At 34.5% G+C, this 20,170-nt stretch carries 13 protein-coding genes; 2 read left to right on the forward strand and 11 right to left on the reverse strand.

The window, feature by feature from the left end; all coding sequences use genetic code 11:
• Window positions 1-192: 192 nt before the first annotated feature.
• From D8M03_RS15030 to D8M03_RS15050, 5 genes are all read right to left on the reverse strand, one after another.
• Window positions 193-759, reverse strand: a complete 567-nt coding sequence (locus tag D8M03_RS15030) for a TetR/AcrR family transcriptional regulator (RefSeq protein WP_121215641.1) — start codon at window positions 757-759, stop codon at window positions 193-195.
• A 203-nt stretch (window positions 760-962) separates the two neighbouring features.
• Window positions 963-2,483, reverse strand: a complete 1,521-nt coding sequence (gene murJ, locus D8M03_RS15035) for a murein biosynthesis integral membrane protein MurJ (RefSeq protein ID WP_121215642.1) — start codon at window positions 2,481-2,483, stop codon at window positions 963-965.
• Window positions 2,484-2,496: 13 nt separating this feature from the next.
• Window positions 2,497-3,591 carry a glycosyltransferase gene (locus D8M03_RS15040; RefSeq protein ID WP_121215643.1) on the reverse strand — a complete coding sequence of 365 codons (1,095 nt, stop codon included), beginning with the start codon at window positions 3,589-3,591 and terminating at the stop codon, window positions 2,497-2,499.
• Entirely contained in the window at window positions 3,591-4,733 is a 1,143-nt protein-coding gene (locus tag D8M03_RS15045) for a polysaccharide pyruvyl transferase family protein (RefSeq protein WP_121215644.1), read from the reverse strand. Before D8M03_RS15045 ends, D8M03_RS15040 begins: the two co-directional genes overlap by 1 nt.
• Window positions 4,734-4,991: 258 nt before the next feature.
• On the reverse strand, window positions 4,992-7,220 hold the full coding sequence (locus D8M03_RS15050; RefSeq protein ID WP_121215645.1) for an S-layer homology domain-containing protein: 2,229 nt from the start codon (window positions 7,218-7,220) through the stop codon (window positions 4,992-4,994).
• 129 nt (window positions 7,221-7,349) lie between these two features.
• On the opposite strand from D8M03_RS15050, the gene D8M03_RS15055 reads away from it, so the two are divergent.
• On the forward strand, window positions 7,350-7,532 hold the full coding sequence (locus tag D8M03_RS15055) for a hypothetical protein (RefSeq protein WP_121215646.1): 183 nt from the start codon (window positions 7,350-7,352) through the stop codon (window positions 7,530-7,532).
• Between the two features lie 22 nt (window positions 7,533-7,554).
• Here D8M03_RS15055 and D8M03_RS15060 read toward each other — a convergent pair whose 3' ends face one another.
• Complete coding sequence (locus tag D8M03_RS15060) at window positions 7,555-9,033, reverse strand: O-antigen ligase family protein (protein WP_121215647.1); 1,479 nt, start codon at window positions 9,031-9,033, stop codon at window positions 7,555-7,557.
• A gap of 238 nt (window positions 9,034-9,271) precedes the next feature.
• On the opposite strand from D8M03_RS15060, the gene D8M03_RS15065 reads away from it, so the two are divergent.
• Complete coding sequence (locus D8M03_RS15065; protein WP_121215648.1) at window positions 9,272-11,266, forward strand: S-layer homology domain-containing protein; 1,995 nt, start codon at window positions 9,272-9,274, stop codon at window positions 11,264-11,266.
• Between the two features lie 133 nt (window positions 11,267-11,399).
• Here D8M03_RS15065 and D8M03_RS15070 read toward each other — a convergent pair whose 3' ends face one another.
• The 5 genes from D8M03_RS15070 to D8M03_RS15090 form a co-directional block, all read right to left on the reverse strand.
• On the reverse strand, window positions 11,400-13,130 hold the full coding sequence (locus D8M03_RS15070) for an N-acetylmuramoyl-L-alanine amidase (protein ID WP_121215649.1): 1,731 nt from the start codon (window positions 13,128-13,130) through the stop codon (window positions 11,400-11,402).
• Between the two features lie 261 nt (window positions 13,131-13,391).
• Window positions 13,392-14,309: a C40 family peptidase gene (locus tag D8M03_RS15075; RefSeq protein WP_121215650.1), complete on the reverse strand. Its 918-nt coding sequence runs from the start codon at window positions 14,307-14,309 to the stop codon at window positions 13,392-13,394.
• Between the two features lie 226 nt (window positions 14,310-14,535).
• On the reverse strand, window positions 14,536-15,645 hold the full coding sequence (locus D8M03_RS15080) for a CAP and S-layer homology domain-containing protein (protein ID WP_245987630.1): 1,110 nt from the start codon (window positions 15,643-15,645) through the stop codon (window positions 14,536-14,538).
• Between the two features lie 145 nt (window positions 15,646-15,790).
• A complete protein-coding gene (locus D8M03_RS15085; RefSeq protein WP_245987632.1) occupies window positions 15,791-16,474 on the reverse strand; it encodes an S-layer homology domain-containing protein in 684 nt (227 codons plus the stop codon).
• Window positions 16,475-16,805: 331 nt separating this feature from the next.
• Window positions 16,806-19,739 carry an S-layer homology domain-containing protein gene (locus tag D8M03_RS15090; RefSeq protein WP_121215651.1) on the reverse strand — a complete coding sequence of 978 codons (2,934 nt, stop codon included), beginning with the start codon at window positions 19,737-19,739 and terminating at the stop codon, window positions 16,806-16,808.
• Between the last annotated feature and the right edge of the window lie 431 nt (window positions 19,740-20,170).

Consider the following 20,170-nt stretch of genomic DNA (forward strand, 5'->3'; position numbering starts at 1 on the left):
TAATGCACAACTCACCTTTTTCTGCTTGTTTCTAGTCAACTCAAGTATAGAAAAATAGGTGATGTTGTGCATTTTGTTTTTCATAAATTGTAGGCAAACCCCAACAATTAATATAGAACCTAATAAATATGGGCATCTCATAATTTGAGACGCCCATTTTGTTATAAAGAACCATGATGAAATTATGTAAATTTATCCTACAAGCTCTTTTTGATTTGCAAAATAGATGTTTACAATATCTTTTGCTAATTGTTTTGGTTCACGTAGCTTTGGCAATAGTGCAGTTAAAGTTAACCGTTCAATAGCCCCAACGATTGAATCTGCTAATATAATTGGTTCAACATTTAAAGAACTAGCATGTAATTTCTTTGACACTATATTTGCAAATTTTCCCTTAATCTCAACAGCTTCCTCTGAATCGTAAAAACCGATTTTCGTTAAGTATGGATTTTCAGTAAAATATGTGAAGACATGTTCTAAAAGATTCTCAATATTACTTTCCACCATATTACTTTCGTTCAAATCCTGTTCAACTAATTGAAAGAAATTTGTTTTAAATTCCTCATTTAAATCTTTATATAATGATTCTTTACTTTGAAAGTATAGGTAAAAAGTCGGTTGAGTTAGATTCGCCGCTTTTACAATATCACTAATTTTTGTCTCGTGATATCCATAAGTAGAAAATAGCTCCATTGCTTTTTCTAATAGTAATTTCTTACTTTTTTCCCCACTAGAGTTTACTCTTCTTCCCTTTGGCAATTTAACTCTCTCCTATTCAGTTCCATAAAATATTAACTATAAAAAACAGAATATTCCATTTAATTATACTAATTTTATTATATATTAAAGATATTTGTTTTAAAAGGATTTTATCATAATTATGCCATAAACCCTAACTATTATATTAAAAATTAACTAAATATAGGAAATTTGTAAAATTGCGATGCTTATTTTAATTTGAATCATTTGTTACTTTTGGCTAATTTACTTCGAATTTTATTTATAGTTCCTTTTACCTCGTCAAATTTCAATAAGTAAACAATGATTGCATATCCAATCAATGCCACAAACAATGTCACAATCATGTGGATAAATTTATTATCAATTACTATAAATGATGCAATCATCCAATTGATTAGGACGAACACAATTGTTAATACAGCTAGCTTAATAAATTGTAAGCTATTCTTATCTATGATATTTAATTTATACTTCCATTGTAAGTAAGCCACTAATAATAGGAAGTTTATGATGGCGCTTATTAAATTTCCCCATGCAACCGCTTCTCCAGCATAACGATCGATTAAAGCATAAGTTATTCCAATATTAATACCAAAAACAGTAATTAAACTAAAAATAACAGGTGTCATCGAGTTTCCCTTAGCATAATAGAAACGTGTAATATACGTATTTGCTGCAAGGAAAAACATCGTTAAACTAAAGATTTGTAATAACGGTGCGGTAATGGCCGTTGAAGCAGCACCAAATTTGTTATATTCAAAAACAACTCGAACGATTGTTTCCGGTTGGAAGAAGAAATAAACTGAAATAGGCATCACGAGTAAGTACAGCATACGCATTCCCTTTAGGTAAAGGGCCTTTACAGATGCCTCATCCCCTTCCCCTTCTTTTTTACTAAGAAGTGGATAGATAACCGTTGTTACCGCAGTCATTAAGATTGCTTGTGGAAATTGAGACACTTTTGTTGCATAGTTCATCGCTGAAACCGTACCTTCTGCTAAAAGGCTTGTAAAAATGCGTTGAAGTAATGTATACATCTGTGCCGTTGCTCCACCTAACATAATTGGTAATGCAACTTTCCAAAGCTCTTTTTGATCTTCCGCACGTTCAAATTTTAATTTAAAGGATACATGCTCTAATTTTCTTACCCCAAAAAGTAAGAATCCGACCATAAAAATCGCACCGATTAAAGCACCAATCCCATAACCAATTGGACCAATTACTAAAGACAATCCAACTGAAATTACTAAAAAGGACATGTTATAAACGAGTACCGAAAAACTCGATAAATGGAATTTCCCTTGTACGTTTAGCACACCACTTAACCATGTAGACAGCACTAACATTATTGTTGATGGCATCATCCATTGATAGAGTTCAAGTAACATGTCGAATTCTTTTCCTGTTTCTTCAGGGAAAACGATATGTAAAATACTTTCACCAAATACAACAAAAATGAGAGTAATAATCGTAATTGACACCAAAATCGTTGTAAAAGTTCTTCTTATATAATCTTCAATGGAACTTTTCGTTTTATGGTAAATGGATATAAAAGCGGTAGTAAATGCGCCACCAATAACTAAATATAAAAAGTTCGGAATCGTGTAGGCATTAAAAATACTATCGGAAATATAGGATGTACCGTATTGTGTTCCAATAATAATTTCCCGCAAGAAACCAAATAGCCTTGCGAGAACATTGATTGCTGCTACTGCCCCGACAATCTTTAAAAATCGTTTCAAAATATATCATTCCCTAATCAGAATACTTTTCGTAAATCGCTGTTAAACGCGCTATAATTTCCTTCGAATCATGAAGCTTAAGTAATTGCTGAATTTGTTCTTGATCAACTTGGAGTTGTCCATTTTGTTGGATGACTTGCTCCAGTTCGCCGTATAAAGCTCCTACATTTTTTGGTGGTACAAGAATCCCTGCATCATTTTGAAGCATGTAGTGTAACCCGCCGACATCTGATGCAATGACAGGTGTACCACATGCAAGTGCCTCTAATGCAACTAAACCTAGCCCTTCTATGTAAGACGGTAAGACGAAAACATCCGCAGCTTGGAAGTAACCTGCTAGTTTCTTTTGGGGCATTGGCTCTAAGAAATGAATATGGTTACTTTTTTGTGCAAGTTCCTTCATTTGATTAGAAAAAGCAACATTTTTAGTTGATCCAATAGTATACAAAGCCGCTTTTTCAGGATATTTTTCTTCTAGTTTTAAAAAGGCTTCGATTAATTCTTGCACACCTTTTTCTTGAATAATATTTCCGACAAATAAAAAGTTCACTCGACTAGTGTCCATACCTAAGGAGGCAGCCTGGTCTTTTTTGTTTACAGGTTCTTGGAAAACAGTGCGATCTATCCCCATACTCATAACCGAAATTCGTTCTTTCGATATTTGGAAATCCTTTTGTATGTCAGAAGCAAGCTCTTCTCCAACTGCAATAATGTGGTCTGCATGCTGCAATATTTTTTCAGTATAACCTTTAATCCGCGCACTTTTTTTAGCCATTTTATTAATATCGCCACCATGAGCTGTCACAACATATGGAATGCCATAGCGTTTTTTTAATATGTAAGAGAACATCCCACTTGGAAAAACATAATGGCTATGAGTAATCCCGATACTCGATTTATTTTTGCGAAATAGTGAGTATACTTGTCCAGCCCAGCTTGCATATTTTTTTAAAACATTGACTTTCCCTGTATTAGGATTTGTATTCACCGCTAAGATGGTTTCAATCCCTTGTGCACGCAACTGCTCTACCTGATTTTTCACGAAAATCCCGTAAGACAGATGCTCTTTTGACGGATACATATTGCTTATCACGAATACTTTTTTCATTATTTACTCGCACCTTCTTGCAATAACTTTAAGCCGAGGCTCGATTTTTGTTTAAAATCACCATTAGTATTTGCTGCTAATTGTTTTGCGCCTTCCCAATCATTATCCATTTTTGAAACTAGCTTTGTAAATTGATCATCACTTTCATGTAATGAATCAATTGGAATTGAATAATCACCTAAGCCAGCCATTTGTAGAAAATCGTTTACTTTTGTATGGTACGAAACGCCAATAATCGGTGTATTTGCATCTGTCGCTAAAATAAGAGAATGCAAACGTGTTCCTACTAATAAATCAAAAGTTGCCGAAAGATCCAATAGTTTTTGTGGCTTTAAATTTTCATCAATAATAGAAGTTTTGTCAGCATGTTTCATTTTTTGTTGAATATCCTTTGTCACATCAGCATCTTGCGGATATTTCGTTGCGAAAAATGTTACATCCACCTGAAATTCTTCAATCAGTTTATCCAAATTAGTTGCCATGCCAATGATGTAATTGTTATAAAGTGTTTCATCCCCGGTTGGCCAGTAAGATGCATTATAATATGGTACTGCTGTAACGCCTACTTTTTTAGGACGCTCGCTAAATCCATTTCGTTCCACTTCTAAACTAAATGCCGGATCCCCAATTAGATGCACTTCTCTTTTGACTCCGATTTGTTGCAACAATTGTTTAGATTTTGGATCACGTACCGAAATGTTTTGAGCATGTTTTGCCATGAATTTAATAAACCATTTGCCTAAGCCTGTATTTAAAGGACCTGCCCCACAACCATATACCACATAAGGGACATTTGAGTTTTTCGCCATCATTGCATAAGAGCCGTACAGTGGTGCTTCCCTTTTGTATAAGTCCATTAAAATACCGCCACCACCAATTACGACGAAATCTAATTTTTGAACAACTTTTACATTTAATTTGTACGTTTTCATAAATGTTTTAATAGCGTTGCCGTTTTTATAATAAAGCGGGTAACTTTCTACTCCGTATTGCTCCGCTGTTTGTTTTGGATTATTGCTAAACACTGTAATATTACTTGTTTCAATTTGGAATGCCTTTTGGAGTTGACGAATGATGCTTAATAAAATTGCCTCATCTCCATTATTATCATTTCCATAGTTGCCTACGATTCCAATTTTCAATGTACCTTCATCCTTTTACTTTTTTCTATGTTTGAGTATAGCATAATGACGCGAATAGTGTCTTATTGTGGAAGTGTGGAATTGATGTTTGGTTTATTAGTGATTTATGGGCGGTATTAATGGGTTTATGGGCGGTTTTTCGGGATTTATGGGCGCTTTTCGCAAGTTTATGGGCGGTTTTTCAGGATTTACGGGCGCTTCCCCATCCCAATCAAAAAAAGTTGGTGAAAAACAAAAGTTTCCCACCAACTTACTAACTTATTTAGTTATTGCTCGATATAAGAATACCGCGAAATGTGCTCGAGAAACTTCCACATTTGGTTTAAATGTGTTGTCACCGTAACCTGTTGTAATTTTATTCGTTGCTAGCGTATCGATGTACTGCGCTGCCCAATGCGTTTCTCCCACATCTTTAAATTTCTCTCCTGATGTACCACTTAAATCAAACGCTTCAACAAGAATTTTAGCCATTTGTGCACGCGTTAAATTGGCACTTGGATTAAACTTCCCATTGCCAACTCCACCCATAATTCCGGCATTTTCAATCGCAGCGATTTGCTTATAATAGACGTGACTGCTCGGAACATCTGTAAAGTTTGGATTCGTTACCTTAGACACATTCAAATTTAATGCGCGACTTAATAAAACTGCTGCATGTGCGCGAGTTAAATTAGCGTTTGGTTTGAAAGTGCCATCTGCGTAACCACTAATTAAACCATGTTCAACTAAATATTGAATTTCTTCTTTATAAGGATTTGAATTACTGATATCTGAGAAAATAGGTTTTTTATTAATTTCAATGTCTGTTGAAACTGTTTTTGTTCCTAAAGTAACTTTAATTTTCCCTTTACCATCTTTACCATTTGACTTAAATAGACCAGTACTGCTAATTGTACCGATATCCCCTTCAACAGTCCATTTTAATTGAGATGGTGCATAAATTAAATTGTTGCCATTTGCATCTTTTGCTTTGGCAGTAAATTGCATAGATGCTCCTTGTTCAATCGTTTTGCTAGTTGAAGAGATTGATAGACTTGCAGGCGCATCAACCACTGTTACTGAAATATTTTGACGTGCATTACCGTTTTGAACTGTAATTGAATCAGAACCAGGTGTAGCAGCCGTATAACTTAATCCATTTACTGTTACTAAATTCTTAGAAGATGTAATGATAAAATCATTCACACTAATTGGTAGTGGATTATAGTGCTCGTCCAGTAGATAGTTCGGTTTTAAAGTAACCGTTGAACCAACTAACATTGTACCAATTTGATCTCGTGTTACTTTCATTGTAGTCGCAGTTCCTGTTGCACCTGTACTCACTGCTTCAATGATTGCTGAAATTTTACGTTGTGTGCCACCTGATGGGCTGTTTGCTAAAACAACTGTATTGCTTCCGTATTTACGGATACCCATTGTTGTAGAGCCACCACCATCAAGGTTGATTGCACGATCTACACCAAGTTTCTCTAAATACGCAGCAAATTGAGCAAGAGACATTCCTTTATCTACTGTAATAAGATGTGCTTTTTTCTTATCTTTACTAACTGCAACGGCTGTACGAGGAGTTACTTGTCTTGCACGGGAACTAGTTGTATCCATTGTAACGTTAACTTTTCCACCATACACAAGTAATGGTCCACTTGCCATGATAAATTTAGCGTCTTGCCATTTTGAATCAATGGAAATCGATACAGAAATTTGCTCACCAATTTTTACATTTTTAAATTTCTCCATTGCTTTTCCGTTAAAAGATAAAACAAAACCATTACGAGGAATTTTTGGTCTATTTTCATCCCCATAATTACGGATTGCAGTTACATTCCCTGTTAATGTTTGTCCAAATTTTGTTGCCCCAATTGTTTGAGATGTTTCGACAATTACTTCCATCCCATATTTATTCGTTGGCGTTTTTGAAACTAAATATTGAGGCGTATATAATATACCCTCGTTTGATTCACGTGTACGGTTTAAACCGTTTAGTTCAACGCTTTGATTATTGTATTGAACAATAATATCGCTATCATAATAATCGATTTCAGCCAATCCATTTGAAGTAACCCCAAAGGCAATTGGCTCACTTACATAATATTGTTTTGTATCAGAAAGTACTTCTGGCATTACAATATTGTTATTTTGAGAGATTAAATAGAGCGGATATCCATCTGTCATATTATAGAAGTTAGCATTGATTGCACCGACAACACGATTGCCTTCTCTTGAATCTTTATTGGCACGATCCGTTAATGTCGAAACAGTATTGATAGGAGACGGTAAGCCAAGTTCTAGCTCCGTATATGGATTAGATAAATCAACTTCTAAATGATTAATAGGCTTACTAGAATATGTATAATTCGAATATTTTACCCCCTGTGAAACTGGGTATGAGTCATTTGTCGTTTGAAATGCATACACTTGTTCGACTCCAACTAACATCAACGAGAATGCTAGTAAGAAAGATACTACTAAATTAAATTTTCTTTTCATTTGTAATGCTTCATAATCTTGACGAAGCGTGTCACCTTCCTCTCAATCTACTTATATGTATAAAGATAACAAATTTCTCCATTATAATCTATGATACTATTGTTACATTAAGGGAATTCTTATATTACATTGGGAAAATTGATAAAAAGCGACAGTACAATTTATTTTGTGACTGTCGCTTTTTTGTTGTTTGGCGGGATTATTTGGGATTTTGGCGGAATTATCGATGTTTTTGGCGGGATTTCCTATGATTTTGGCGGAATTATAAAGCTTTTTGGCGGGATTTTCACAACAAAAAAAGACAAAGCCTAAAATACGCTTTGTCTTCTAAAAATTAATTTTGAGTTTCGTCCTTACTTAGCTGTAACTCTGGATATAGCTTATGTGTTGCTGACCATATACCATACAACATAAAGAAGAACATTGTATAAACTTTTAGTTCCCAAATATTATAAACCATTCCACAGACACCAGTTGCAAACCATAATGCAAACATGTATTGGCCAAATGGATGTTTACGATCTTTCCAGAACATCCACACCATCGCTAGTAAGAAACCTGCAAACAGGATAACACCGATTGCACCTGTTTCTGCAATGACTTGAATATATTGATTATCTGAATAGAAGTTTTTGCCGCCATAAATATCAGAACGAATTTCGTATTTCTCATAGATTGGCGAATCATAAGATAATGTTGCAGAACCACCGAAAGTACCAAAACCTGTACCTGTTATTGGATGGTCAAAAAATACTTCAAATCCTTTTTTAATATAGAATACTCGTCCACTTTGAGCCATTAATTCAAGATTTCCTTCATCAAATGTCTCAGCAAAACGATTTGTTAAGCCTCCAACCGATGGAGCCCCACTTACATCACTTCCATAGTTTTGGACAAGCATTGTACCAATATTCACTGGCACATACACAAGAATGAGTGAAACAATGACAGTGAGTGAAATTCGCTTCAACATTTTCCAATTTCTTGATACTAGAATAAAGAATACGACAAATACAAATGAAGAAATCCATGTTCCTCGAGAAAGGGTTAATAAAAGTAACCCCATAAACGCAACTTGTGAAATTAACAGAAGCCATTTATATCGTCCATCTTTATACACCCAGCGAAGGAAAAATGTCGCGCTAATTGCAAAGAAAATTACCAGTGCAAGAGAGTTTGGATTATTTACCAATCCATAGATACGCACAAAGTTTGTAGCAGATAATACTTTTTCCGTCCAAGCTTCTGGCATCCACATACGGCGGAGTGAAATTTTTTCAACTACACCTTGCACAAATAACACGAATCCAGAAAATACCGTAATCCATGCTAACTTGACGAAGAAGTTTTTCGGTAATTCGCTTCGGCTTAATATGTAATAAAGTAGATACATAATTAAAAATGTTCGAATTTGGAATATGATTGCGGAAATTGAAACACCTGTTAAATAACCGATACCTGCACCAAAAATTAAAAAGATAAAGAAAAACCATTCAAACTTTTTAAAATGTAACCATGTTTTCCAGTTTTTTAAATTAAGTAATAACAAGCGGAACAGAACTACGATTGTTATTAAATCCCCAATTAACTTCATCCCACTATTTAAATCAGTAAAAAGTGTTCGGAAAATAACATATGGAATTAAGATGACTAAACTTTGGAATGGTTTAAAAAATGCAAAGAGCACGAAGAAAACGGAAGTGGTGATTAACGCAATTTGAGAAGGCAACAGCGTCCCCGCAATTAAAACAGCCACAGCTAATGCAATTTCTAGCCATTCTTTTTTTCTGATTTCTGTGGAAATGTCTACCATCAATTTCTATCCTCTCTATTTTTCTTTATTCACACCTCTATATTTAGGCTGGAGACCCATCCCAACTAATTTATTATAGAATCTCCAATTATCATTTTTTTATTTTAATCAAGTTTACGACGAGTTTAAGTATAATATGGTTGCACTTTTATTACAAACCTTTTAATAGTTTGATTTTCTCTATTAATCTATAGCGAAAATTGATAAAATAGGAGCGTAATGGAAGGGAGGCAATAATTTGCTAAAAAAGATTACTATTTTTCTATTTTCGATTATTTTCATACTCTCAATCGGAACAAACACTTCCTTCGCAAATGATATAAGTAACCATCAGATGAAATTCGAACTTACATATTTTGCGGAGAAAGGCGTCATTCTCCCTGATGCAAAAGGGAATTTCAATCCAAATAGTGCTGTTACACGTGGCGAATTTGCTTCATACATTGCACGTGCACTAGAGTTACCTGATTCAACGAAATATACTTTTTCGGATTTGAAACAAGGAACTCGTGAAGCACAGGAAATTCAAAATGCAGCAGGGGCTAGTATTTTAGGTGGTTATGCTGACGGAACTTTTAAACCAAATCAAAAGATTACACGTCAACAAATGGCAGGTATGCTATACAACGCTTTGAGGTATTTAGATGTACCTTTACACCAAGCACCATTAACGTTTAAGGATAATAACAAAATTGATAATTCTTTTGTTAAAGCTGTGTCCACTTCTGTTTATTATAACATTATTCGTGGTGCACATACGGCAAATGGTGTTTACTTTAATCCAGGAGATTCAGCAACAAAAGCACATGCAGCAGCTTATCTTTACCGTACATTAGAAGTTGCTAAAAATACTGATGGCAACCAAAATAATAATACCGGAAATGTAGATTCATCTAAATACTACATTGGTAAAGTTACAAACGGTGTTGTATCAAAAAATCCTACAATTTATACAACATACGAACAAGCTTTATCTGCTTTAAATGCATCTGGTAATCTAAATTTAATTTTCAAAGGTGACAATATCGTAAAAATGTCGAGCGGATTAGCTTATGCTTCAGATACGACTGCAAAAACGACTTCAATCTATGAAGATAAAACCTTTAAAAAACAAATCACTTATACACAATTAGGACGTGAATTAAAATACAACGGTACATCTGCAAACGGTGATTATGTCATTGTACAACTAGGAGATGTAGTTGGTTACGCAAAACCATCTGCTGTTACTTTAATTCCAACAGATCTAATTGATGGCCGTGATGAATATTATATCGAGGATTCCATGCTTGTTCATCGCATTTACAATCATTCGAAAAAAGCATATGAAGGTAAATATTCAGTAGGTCCAGCGCCGAAATTTATGCAATCTGGTGCAAAATATTATAGTTTTGACGGTGTTCATTTCTATAATCGAAACAATAGTTTAGTAGGAACATATTTCCCTTACTTCCAATTTGCTTCTGTACGTCTACCAAGTAGTTATACGGCAAGTGATTTAGAAAAAATTATTATGGCAGAACTTGAAAACCGCCAAGCATTCGGTGGGGACCAATATAAAAATGCCACTACAAAATCGAAATTAATCGGGTTAGGTAAAACGATTAAATCCATGGAAGAAACTGAACATATTAACGCGCTATTCATTCTAGCAGCTGCCATTCACGAAAGTAATTACGGAATGAGCACAAATGCACAAACGAAAAATAACTTGTTTGGTATTCAAGTGTATGACTCCAATGAATCGCTAGGTGAAAAATATGCAACACCAGCCGATAGTGTGAAGGCATTTGTTCAACGTTATATGAATAAGCGCTATGTTCCACAAACTGCCGTTTATCCATTCGGAGCAGTTCCTGGTAACAAAACAACAGGTATCAATGTTTATTATGCATCTGATCCACATTGGGGTGCAAAAATCGCAGGACATATGTATAGAATCGATGCTAAGTACGGCTTAAAAGATTATGGTAAATCCCATATTGGAATGGTTCCAACTGGTACAGGTTCTGTAAATACGCGCCTAGAAGCATCTACAAACAGCGGTATCGCCTTCACGTACAGACAAAAATGGACAGGCGAATCAAAAGAGTTCGGCTATCCTGTTGCAATTGTCGAAGAAACAATCGGCTCTGACGGCTATGTATGGTACAAAGTCTACTCAGATGATCCATCCATCGCAAAATTTGTTTGGATTCGTGGAGATTTAGTAACAGTACTTCCAAAATATTAATAACATCTGCATCACTAATTGGTCGACAATTGGTGATGCAGTTTTTTATTGGCGAGGTTAATAGAATAGAAACTTACAATTAGCACCCATTAAAAAAACTGATGAAAACATAAACGTTTTCATCAGTTTTTGATTATTTCGTATAGTATTCGAGAATTCCTTTATAAATGGAATCTGCGAAAATTTCAACATACTTACTATTTACTAGTTTTGCACGGTCTTCAGCATTGGATACAAAACCTAACTCTACTAGTACAGATGGAATGAGTTGATTTCGTATAACGTAGTAATCAGCACGTTTTACTTTACGGTCATTCATATCTGCATTTTTGACGATTTGTGAATTAATCGCACTTGCCAAACGATAATCTTCTTTCTCATTATCATTTGAAGAAACGCTATAGTAAGTTTCCGTTCCTTTTGCAGAAGTATTTGTAGCTGAGTTAACATGAATACTTACAAAGATTTCGGCATTCTTACTTTCTGAAAACTTCACACGGTCATCCAATGTTGGGAATGTGTCGGAAACACGTGTCATGTGAACGATGGCTCCAGCAGCTTCTAGTTTTTGTTGAACTAGTTTTGCAACTTCTAATACGATTTTCTTTTCAACAGCACCACTACTTGATGCTCCTGGATCTTTCCCTCCATGTCCTGGATCTAAGACGATAATACGACCCTTCACTGCACTTCCTGTAACATTCACTAGGCGTAAATATTTTTTCGAAGTATACCCTTCAATACCTTTATAAGAAATTTTTGCCCACTTACCTTCTGTAGAGTAGACATTCACTTCTGTACCACGGTTAATTACACCTAAAGACTTTGAAGAAGCATTTGCAGCAGCACGAATATGCAAGCTATTCACTGTTGCGATACCAATTGTATTTGTCGCGCCTGGCGTTTCGACAACTGGTTCCTCTACTTCAGGTTCTTCAATTTCTGGCTCTTCCACTTCAGGAGTTTCTACTGGAGTTTCTGGCTCAGACCCAACCTCTTTTGAGTAGGCTGCAGAAATGTATGCATAGCGACCATTATATGAAACCTTATACCATCCATTTAAAACCTCAAATAATGGTAAAGTATCTCCTTTATCAATTTGACCAATAATATTTGAATTATCAGCAACTGATACTGAAGTTCGAACATTTAAACCATCTGTCGTTGATACAACTTGTCCAATTTTCTCCGCTTCGTTTGGTACTGTAACACCTTGAACTGGTAATTCTAAACGAAACTTTTCTTCAGATGCACGTGCTACAAATGAAGCAAATTGGGCACGAGTAACTGATTCTGTTGGATTGAAAGTTGTTCCAGTAGCACTACCTTTTGTAATTCCGTTATAGTAGATTGCTGCAATATATTTATAGTAAGCATTGTTTACTGAAACATCTGTAAAAGGAATTGATAAATTTGCATATTTTTCTGCATTTAAGTTAAAGGCAATTGACAATGCTTTAGCCATCTCATTACGTGTTAAAGGCGTGTTCGGTGAAAATACCCCTTTACTCTTTTCTGCAATGAAACCAAGTTTTACAACACTTTCAACATAACCTGAAAGCTCTGTCCCTACCTTTACATCTGTAAATGAAGATTGTGATACTACTAATGGTTTATTATTAGTAGATTCGATCACCATTTTTGCTGCTTGTCCACGAGTAACAGGGTTATTTGGCTTGTATTTAGTTACACCATTTTCTTCATACCCTTTAATAACTCCCCGGTCGACAAGATAGTTGATTTCTTCATACGCTGCGTTTGACGAAGGGACATCTGCAAATCGTTGGCTAGCACTTACACTATGTATCGTAAACATTGACACCACGAAGAATACTACAATCAGACTGACCTTTTTTAAAGACAATGTTCCACTTCCTCCCTTCTTATATTTGTATTTCCTATTCTACCAAATTAGACAAATTCATGCATCAGGCTTTTCTACCTTATTTCACAAATTCCTACAATTTAATAATTTTGTAACAGTATTTTCGTCACTCTCTTTTTTAATAAAAAAAGAAGAGGAGCAAATAAATGCCCCCCTTCTTTTGCATTCAAATTGAATGCTTTATGTAAAAGTTCTGCCTACAAGATTGGTAGCCCTATTAGCTCGAACCTACACACTAAATTAGTTTTTCGAAATAAGTTTTAAGCGATCTATAAATGCATCCATTTGCTTGATTGTCACTTTTTCGTTTACACCAAATGTGCCGTCACCTTTACCATATGTAATTTTATTCGAAGATAGAATTTGAATATATTCATATGACCAATCGCCTTTAGATACATCCGTAAATTGTTCTGCACCATCAGCTAATTTTAAATTAAACGCTTCCACTAATACTTTAGCAAGTTGTGCACGTGTTAACGCAGATCTTGGATTAAATTTACCCTCTACATTACCAGTGAAAACACCTAGTTTATTAAGCGCAGTAGTAGCACCCGCATATTCAGATGTTGATTTAACATCTGGGAAAGGTGAATTCGTATTAGTTGTATCTAATTTTAATGCTTCTGCAAGTTTTAATGCTACATCTCCACGAGAAATGTAATAAGTAAAATCAATTGCAGCATCTTTAACTTCTGCTACTTCATTACTAAAGTCTGCTACTCGCTTCGCCCCAACATATTTTGGACCCCAATAGCCACCGTTTATACTATCAATTGCAACACCTCTACTAGTTGTTGCAGAAATAAATTTTCCATCACCAATAAAAATTCCAACGTGTGAAATACCAGAACCTGATGTATTAAAGAAAACTAAATCTCCTGTTTGAAGATTAGATTTCGACACCGCAGTTCCTTGTGTATATTGCGCTCTTGAAGTACGTTCTAAATCAATGCCGAATTTTGAAAATACCAGACTTGTATATGCAGAACAGTCAATTCCATTTAGTGTTGTTCCACCGTATTTATATGGTGTTCCTATGTATTGTGATGCTGTTTCTTTTATATCTGAAAATGTTGCTGCTTCTGTTGTATTTGCACCGATACCAGTAAATAGCATAAATGATGCAAAGATCGGTAATAACAATCTTTTTTTCATGATGTTAGATACTCCTTCCAAAAAGCCCATAGCTTTTTTTGCCTAAATAAAGAGTATCATAGAAAATTACCAAATTACTTTTCAATTATGTAACGTTTTCTAGTAAACAAAAAATACTGAATTTCTACATAAATATAGAAATTCAGCGGTTTTTAGAGACCTTATTCGTAAGTAATATATTATATAAGTAATATCATTGTAATAAAGCAAGAAGTTTTTACCATAATTATTTACTAGAAAATAGTTGAACCCAATAGAATTTTCCATTTCTATCTTTCTTAATTCCAATGCCTATGTTTGTATAATTCTGCTTTAAAATATTTGAGCGATGTTTTTCAGAGGCCATCCAAGCCGCAACAACTTCCTTAGGTGTATTAAAGTTACGAGCAATATTCTCTCCAAAACTTGTATATTGATAGTCGAATAGTGTCGCCATATCCCACGGCAAACCGTAAAACGGAGAATCATGGTCAAAATATTTTCTTTTTATCATATCTTGAGCTTTGATTATGGCCAATTGTTGTAGTTCCTCATCGCTTTGTAATGGTGCTAAACTATGTTTTTCTCTTTCCACATTAACAAGAGAAACTACTTCCTTCGCCCAATTTTCAGCAGTAATCGTTGTTGATATATAATCTTTTGCCAAGTAATCATAGGCTACTTCTAAATTTTCTACCTTATCTTGAAAATCCATTGCACGTTTCGTTAATTCTACTAATTGTACACGAGATACAGGATTGTTAGGTGAAAATGTTGTAGTTGATGTACCATTAATAACTCCTACATCAGCCAATGATTCTATTATATCTTTGGCCCAAAATGTCGAAGGATAATCTTTGAACGTTTTTGTATTTTTTTGATCCACTTCAATTTCAAACGCATTGGCTAACATTTTTGAAACATGAGCACGATTTAACGGCTCTTTCGGATTAAATTTACTATTGTTTTGTATAATTCCTAATTCAGCAAGCTTACGAATTTCTTTATAGTAAGGATGTGTTTCAGGTACATCTGTCGCATTTAGGTTAAAATCAGATTCTAAAGAAATCCCCATCGCTCTTGCAATGGCACAAGCAGCTTCTTCCCTTGTGGCAATACTATTTGGCTTAAAAGAACCATCTGAATACAGTTGAATAAAACCTTTATCTACAAAGGATTTAATAGATTCTGCAGCCCAAAACGTTTTTTTCACATCTTTAAAATAGTGAGTGGAAGAATAGGATTGGGAGACTTGTTTAGAACTTTCAACGACGTTTGATGCTTCTGTTTTTGAAAACCATAAAGTGCTTGTTAATACAACAACTAAAGATGTTGTAAGTATTCTCTTCTTTCGCACATCAAACGCCCTCCTTTTATAGTAATCTTTAATATTATAACACAATACTTTTTTTCTTGAGTGAATCCTATGAAGTTGTGAAAAATTAACAAAGTCGATAGAGCTCAAAAAACGCCCTCATTTATGAGGACGCTTTTAGTGTAACTTATTCAATTCCAATAATCTCGAAGGAATCTCCCGTTTGGTTCATCGATCTGTATAAAAACGTTGCGAGCTGACCACGTGTTAAATTGCCATTTGGACTAAAAGTAGTAGGGGTAGTACCAGTCGTAATACTGTAATCTACTAAAGTTTGAATATAAAGTTTAGTATTTGTATCGCTAAGTTTATTCACATCAGTAAATTTCGTTTTAGCCGATCCTGCTAAATTAAGGTCAAAGCTTAAAGTAAGCATTTTCGCTATTTGTGAACGTGTTAACAAGTTATTTGGTTTAAACTCATCCCCATATCCACCGATAATTCCGCGCTCATATAGGGCCGCAATCGCACCATAATATTTGTGACCTTTTGGAACATCTTTAAATCCTGGATTTGTCACATTGGTAGTATCCAAATTTAAAGCATTCGCAATAAATTGTGCCGTCTCACCACGTGTTGCATTTTGATTAGGTTTAAAGCTAGTTGAAGTAATACCAGTTACAATACCTTGGTTGTATAGAGAAACAATCCCTTCATAATGAGAGCTACCAGGTTTTACATCAGTAAACGGATTATTCACTTCTGCAGTAACAGGAACAACAACCGCTGCAGTAGTCGCTAGGGCCATTGTTGTGGCTGTGAAGAGTTTAAACTTTTTGTTTTTTGTTTTTGAGGATGATTTTTTAATCATTAAATAAATCCCCTTTCTATGTATTACATTTATTTTTCATGGTATAAACTTTTAATCTAAAATACTTCATCTGAATAGGTATATTACCATTGTACCATGAGATAAAAATGTTATTAAAGGAAATTATTATTTAAGTTTAGTTAAAATAAACGTTATCTTTTATAGTAACATTATGAACATGTTTTATGCCTAATAGATTCATCACCAATTGAAATTATTGATTTCTATTACTATCAAAAAAGAAAAGCCCTGTAGAGATTTCTCTCCACAAGGCTTATTCTTACTACATATCCATCGGGATGAGACCCTATGTTCATGTAAACTTTAACGATTACTCAGCAACTGTTACTTCTTTTGGTCCTTTAGCAACATTACGTAAAGTATCTTCTACTTCACCTACAAGCGTTACTTTAGGAGTTGCAGTTCCTGTAGTAGAGTCTTTTACAGTTAGTGTAACAGTTTCTCCATCAACTTCGATACCTTTAATAGTATAACCTTCAACAGTGAAGTCACTTTCTTGTACAGAAGCTACATATAAATCTTCAGAGAAAGTAATTACAACTGTGTCATCATTTCCATCTCCTACTATTCCATCAAAAGTAGCACCTGTTAATTCAGGAGCATATTTATCTTCTGCTTCAGTTGAAGAGAATAATAGAGCTGTACCATATACGTTTTTAGCACTTTCAGTTGCTTCTTCATCAGTAGTACGAACAGCGATTTTAGCTGCAGTAGTATCAGTAATATCAGCAACAGTTAAAGTGATATAAGTTTTACCATCTGCTACAGTTGTAGAAATAGCAACAGGAGTTTTCCATTCTACAGTATCAGAAGTATCATCTAATGTATATTCAAAGTCATTTACTGTAGCGTTTGTAATAACTTCATCAAATGTTAATTTGATTGAGTTTTTACCAGTTACTTCTACTTTATCAACATCAACATTAGAAAGAGCTACGATATCTAAAACAGTTTCAAATTGCTCAATGTAGTTACCAGCAACGTCTTGTACACGTCCTACTGATACTGTGTCATCGCCGTCTAATCCACCGTCAATAGTGATTACAACTGCTTTGTTACCGTCAACAGCTTCAACTGTATCTTTAGCACCTAATGCAGCTTCGTTAAATTTGTAGTTAGCTTTGTTAGTAATTGATGAAGCATTCATTACTTCACTGAACTCGATTTTCACTTTGTTGTCAGCAATTTGCTTAACTTGAGTACCGTTTGTTACATTATCAGTATCAACGATAGTTGGCGCCACTAAGTCTTCAACAGTAACATTTGTAGTGAAATCAGCCATTTTATTTTCACGAATTGAAGCATCTGTTACATTTTTAACAGTAAGAGTATATGAACCTCCATTTAATACTGGTGTAGCAATACGATATGTGTTACCACTTAGGTTTGTAACTGAGCTAATCGCTACTACATCACCCGCAGCGTCTTTAAGAATGTAATTAGCTTTATCAGTTGCTCCTAAAACTGATTCGCTAAATGTAACATCAATTTTAGTATTGTCTGTAACAACAACTTTAGATACTGTTGGTGCAGTTACATCTGATACTACATTAGCATTTAGAGTAGCAGCTTCAAATACATTTCCTGTTGCGTCTTGGATTTTTGTTCCTTTTTCATTTTTATATGAAACAAAGATTTTTGCATCCCCAGCAGGTAGTGGATTTTCAAAAGTTAGAGTAACTTCTTTACCATCAACAGTAACATTAGATGCTTTATATGCATTAGTTCCTTTGTATGTGTGATAGTATTCTACATTTTCATTATCAGCATTTACTACATCTTCACTAAATTCAAGTACAACTTGAGTTTCTGTAGCTGATTTAACAGTAGCTGTTGGTGCAGTTACATCAAGAACATAATTGAATGAAGTAGATTGCTTTTCGATAGCAAAGTTTGCATAATCTTTACCACCAGAAACTTCTAGGCTGTGTGAACCTTCAGAAAGGTTTGTTCCTAAAGTAAGGATAGCTTCTGAATCACCAGCAGTAAATGAAGTATTAACAATTGCTAATGTACCGTTATTTAATTTGAAATTTGGAGCTTCTTTTAATGGTTCTGAGAAATTAACTTTTAATGTTTTTGGTCCAATAGCTTCAACTGAAGAAACTGCAGGTGCAGTTGCGTCAAAGAATTTAACAGCTTTAGTTGTTTTTTCTACAACTGATCCATTCGCATCTTTAACATTTTCAACAGTTAATTCTACAGATGCTTGTTGTTCAGCATTAGCAGCTAATGTAAGTACAACTGTGTTGCCATCAGCTTTTGCATCTGCAACAGTTAAATCACCAGTTAATGCATAATTAGCTTCGTTTTCAGCAGATTCAACATCTACTTCGTTGTTGAAAGTTACAGCAACTTGTTTAAGGTTAATTGCTTTAACTGATTCTACTTTAATTGCTTCAACTACGTATGTAACCTTAGCAGAATATTCTTTTTCATCAATAGTAAATGTAACTTCAGTTTCTTTGTTAGCTTCTAAAGCTTTTTCTAAAGTAACAACATGAGTTGTATCATCAGATAAAGTAACATTTAATGTTTTTGCATCTACTACTACTACATCTTTAACTTCTAACTCTACTTCAGGTACTTCTAATTCAACATTAATTGCACGGTATAAGAATGAAGCGAATTGTCCGCGAGTAGTTGAACTTTTTGGATTGTAGTTAGGAGTTTTAGTGATATCGTAGAAGTCTAATACATCGATAGCACCTTGTTGTTCTTTAGAAGCTGAGTCTAAGTCTATAACTTCTCTCTCGAAATCTTGTTCAGCTACAAAGCTTACTAAATCAGTATCGTTTAATGCATCTAATGCACGAACAACTACAAGAGCCATTTGACCACGAGTAATTTTGTTTGAAGCGTTTAGATTGTTGTTTGAACCTTGGAATACGCCAGCATCTTTTACTAATGCAGCATATTCTACTAATTCTGGGTCTTTGTAGTTAACAGGAACATCGTTGAAACGTTGTTTTGTTTTAGCATCAGCTGGAATAGAGTAACCTTTAGATACTAAGTATTTACCTAATAATTTAACAACGTCAGAACGAGTTAATTCTTTGTTAGGTTTGAAAGTACCATCTGGATATCCGTTGATAATTCCTTGATCTGCTAAAGCATTGATTGCTTGTGCGTGACCGTTGTTTTCTACATCAGTAAATCCTGCAGCAGAAGCTACTGGTACGATTGCAGATGCTACTAGTGTTGCTGTAGCAGCTGTTGCTACGAATTTTTTATATTGTGTCATAGAGAAGTTCCTCCTAAAATATCAAATAGTTAATATTCTCATAAATGTTATTGTTAAACTCAATAACTATTTTTATTATAGTAGTAGCATATGTTGGTTGTCAAAGGAAAATAATAGATTGGTATATATTACTGTTTTATTGGTTTAATATTCTAAATTTACCGTTTTATATCAAATAAATAACATATTTAACTACTACTTTCTATATATCGGAAAAACTTTTACAATCTTTACGATACTGTTTCAAAAAATATTAACCCTATAAATTTTATCATATTTTTGACATTTTATAGATTGTCAGTTAATTAAAAATAAAAACCACCAGTCGAACTGGTGGTTTTCTCTGCGCGTGAAACGCTGGGTTACTGGCCCACGTCTAAAGACGCGCTGAATGGTCTGCCAACCGCACTACGTTTCCGACTACCGCTAAA

Source organism: Ureibacillus endophyticus, from assembly GCF_003628435.1.
GTDB lineage: Bacteria > Bacillota > Bacilli > Bacillales_A > Planococcaceae > Ureibacillus > Ureibacillus endophyticus.

Coding starts and splice junctions, on each gene's coding strand:
- D8M03_RS15040 (WP_121215643.1), bottom strand. CDS start 3,591: ATGAAAAAAGTATTCGTGATAAGCAATATGTATCCGTCAAAAGAGCAT.
- D8M03_RS15050 (WP_121215645.1), bottom strand. CDS start 7,220: ATGAAAAGAAAATTTAATTTAGTAGTATCTTTCTTACTAGCATTCTCG.
- D8M03_RS15060 (WP_121215647.1), bottom strand. CDS start 9,033: ATGGTAGACATTTCCACAGAAATCAGAAAAAAAGAATGGCTAGAAATT.
- D8M03_RS15075 (WP_121215650.1), bottom strand. CDS start 14,309: ATGAAAAAAAGATTGTTATTACCGATCTTTGCATCATTTATGCTATTT.
- D8M03_RS15085 (WP_245987632.1), bottom strand. CDS start 16,474: ATGATTAAAAAATCATCCTCAAAAACAAAAAACAAAAAGTTTAAACTC.
- D8M03_RS15090 (WP_121215651.1), bottom strand. CDS start 19,739: ATGACACAATATAAAAAATTCGTAGCAACAGCTGCTACAGCAACACTA.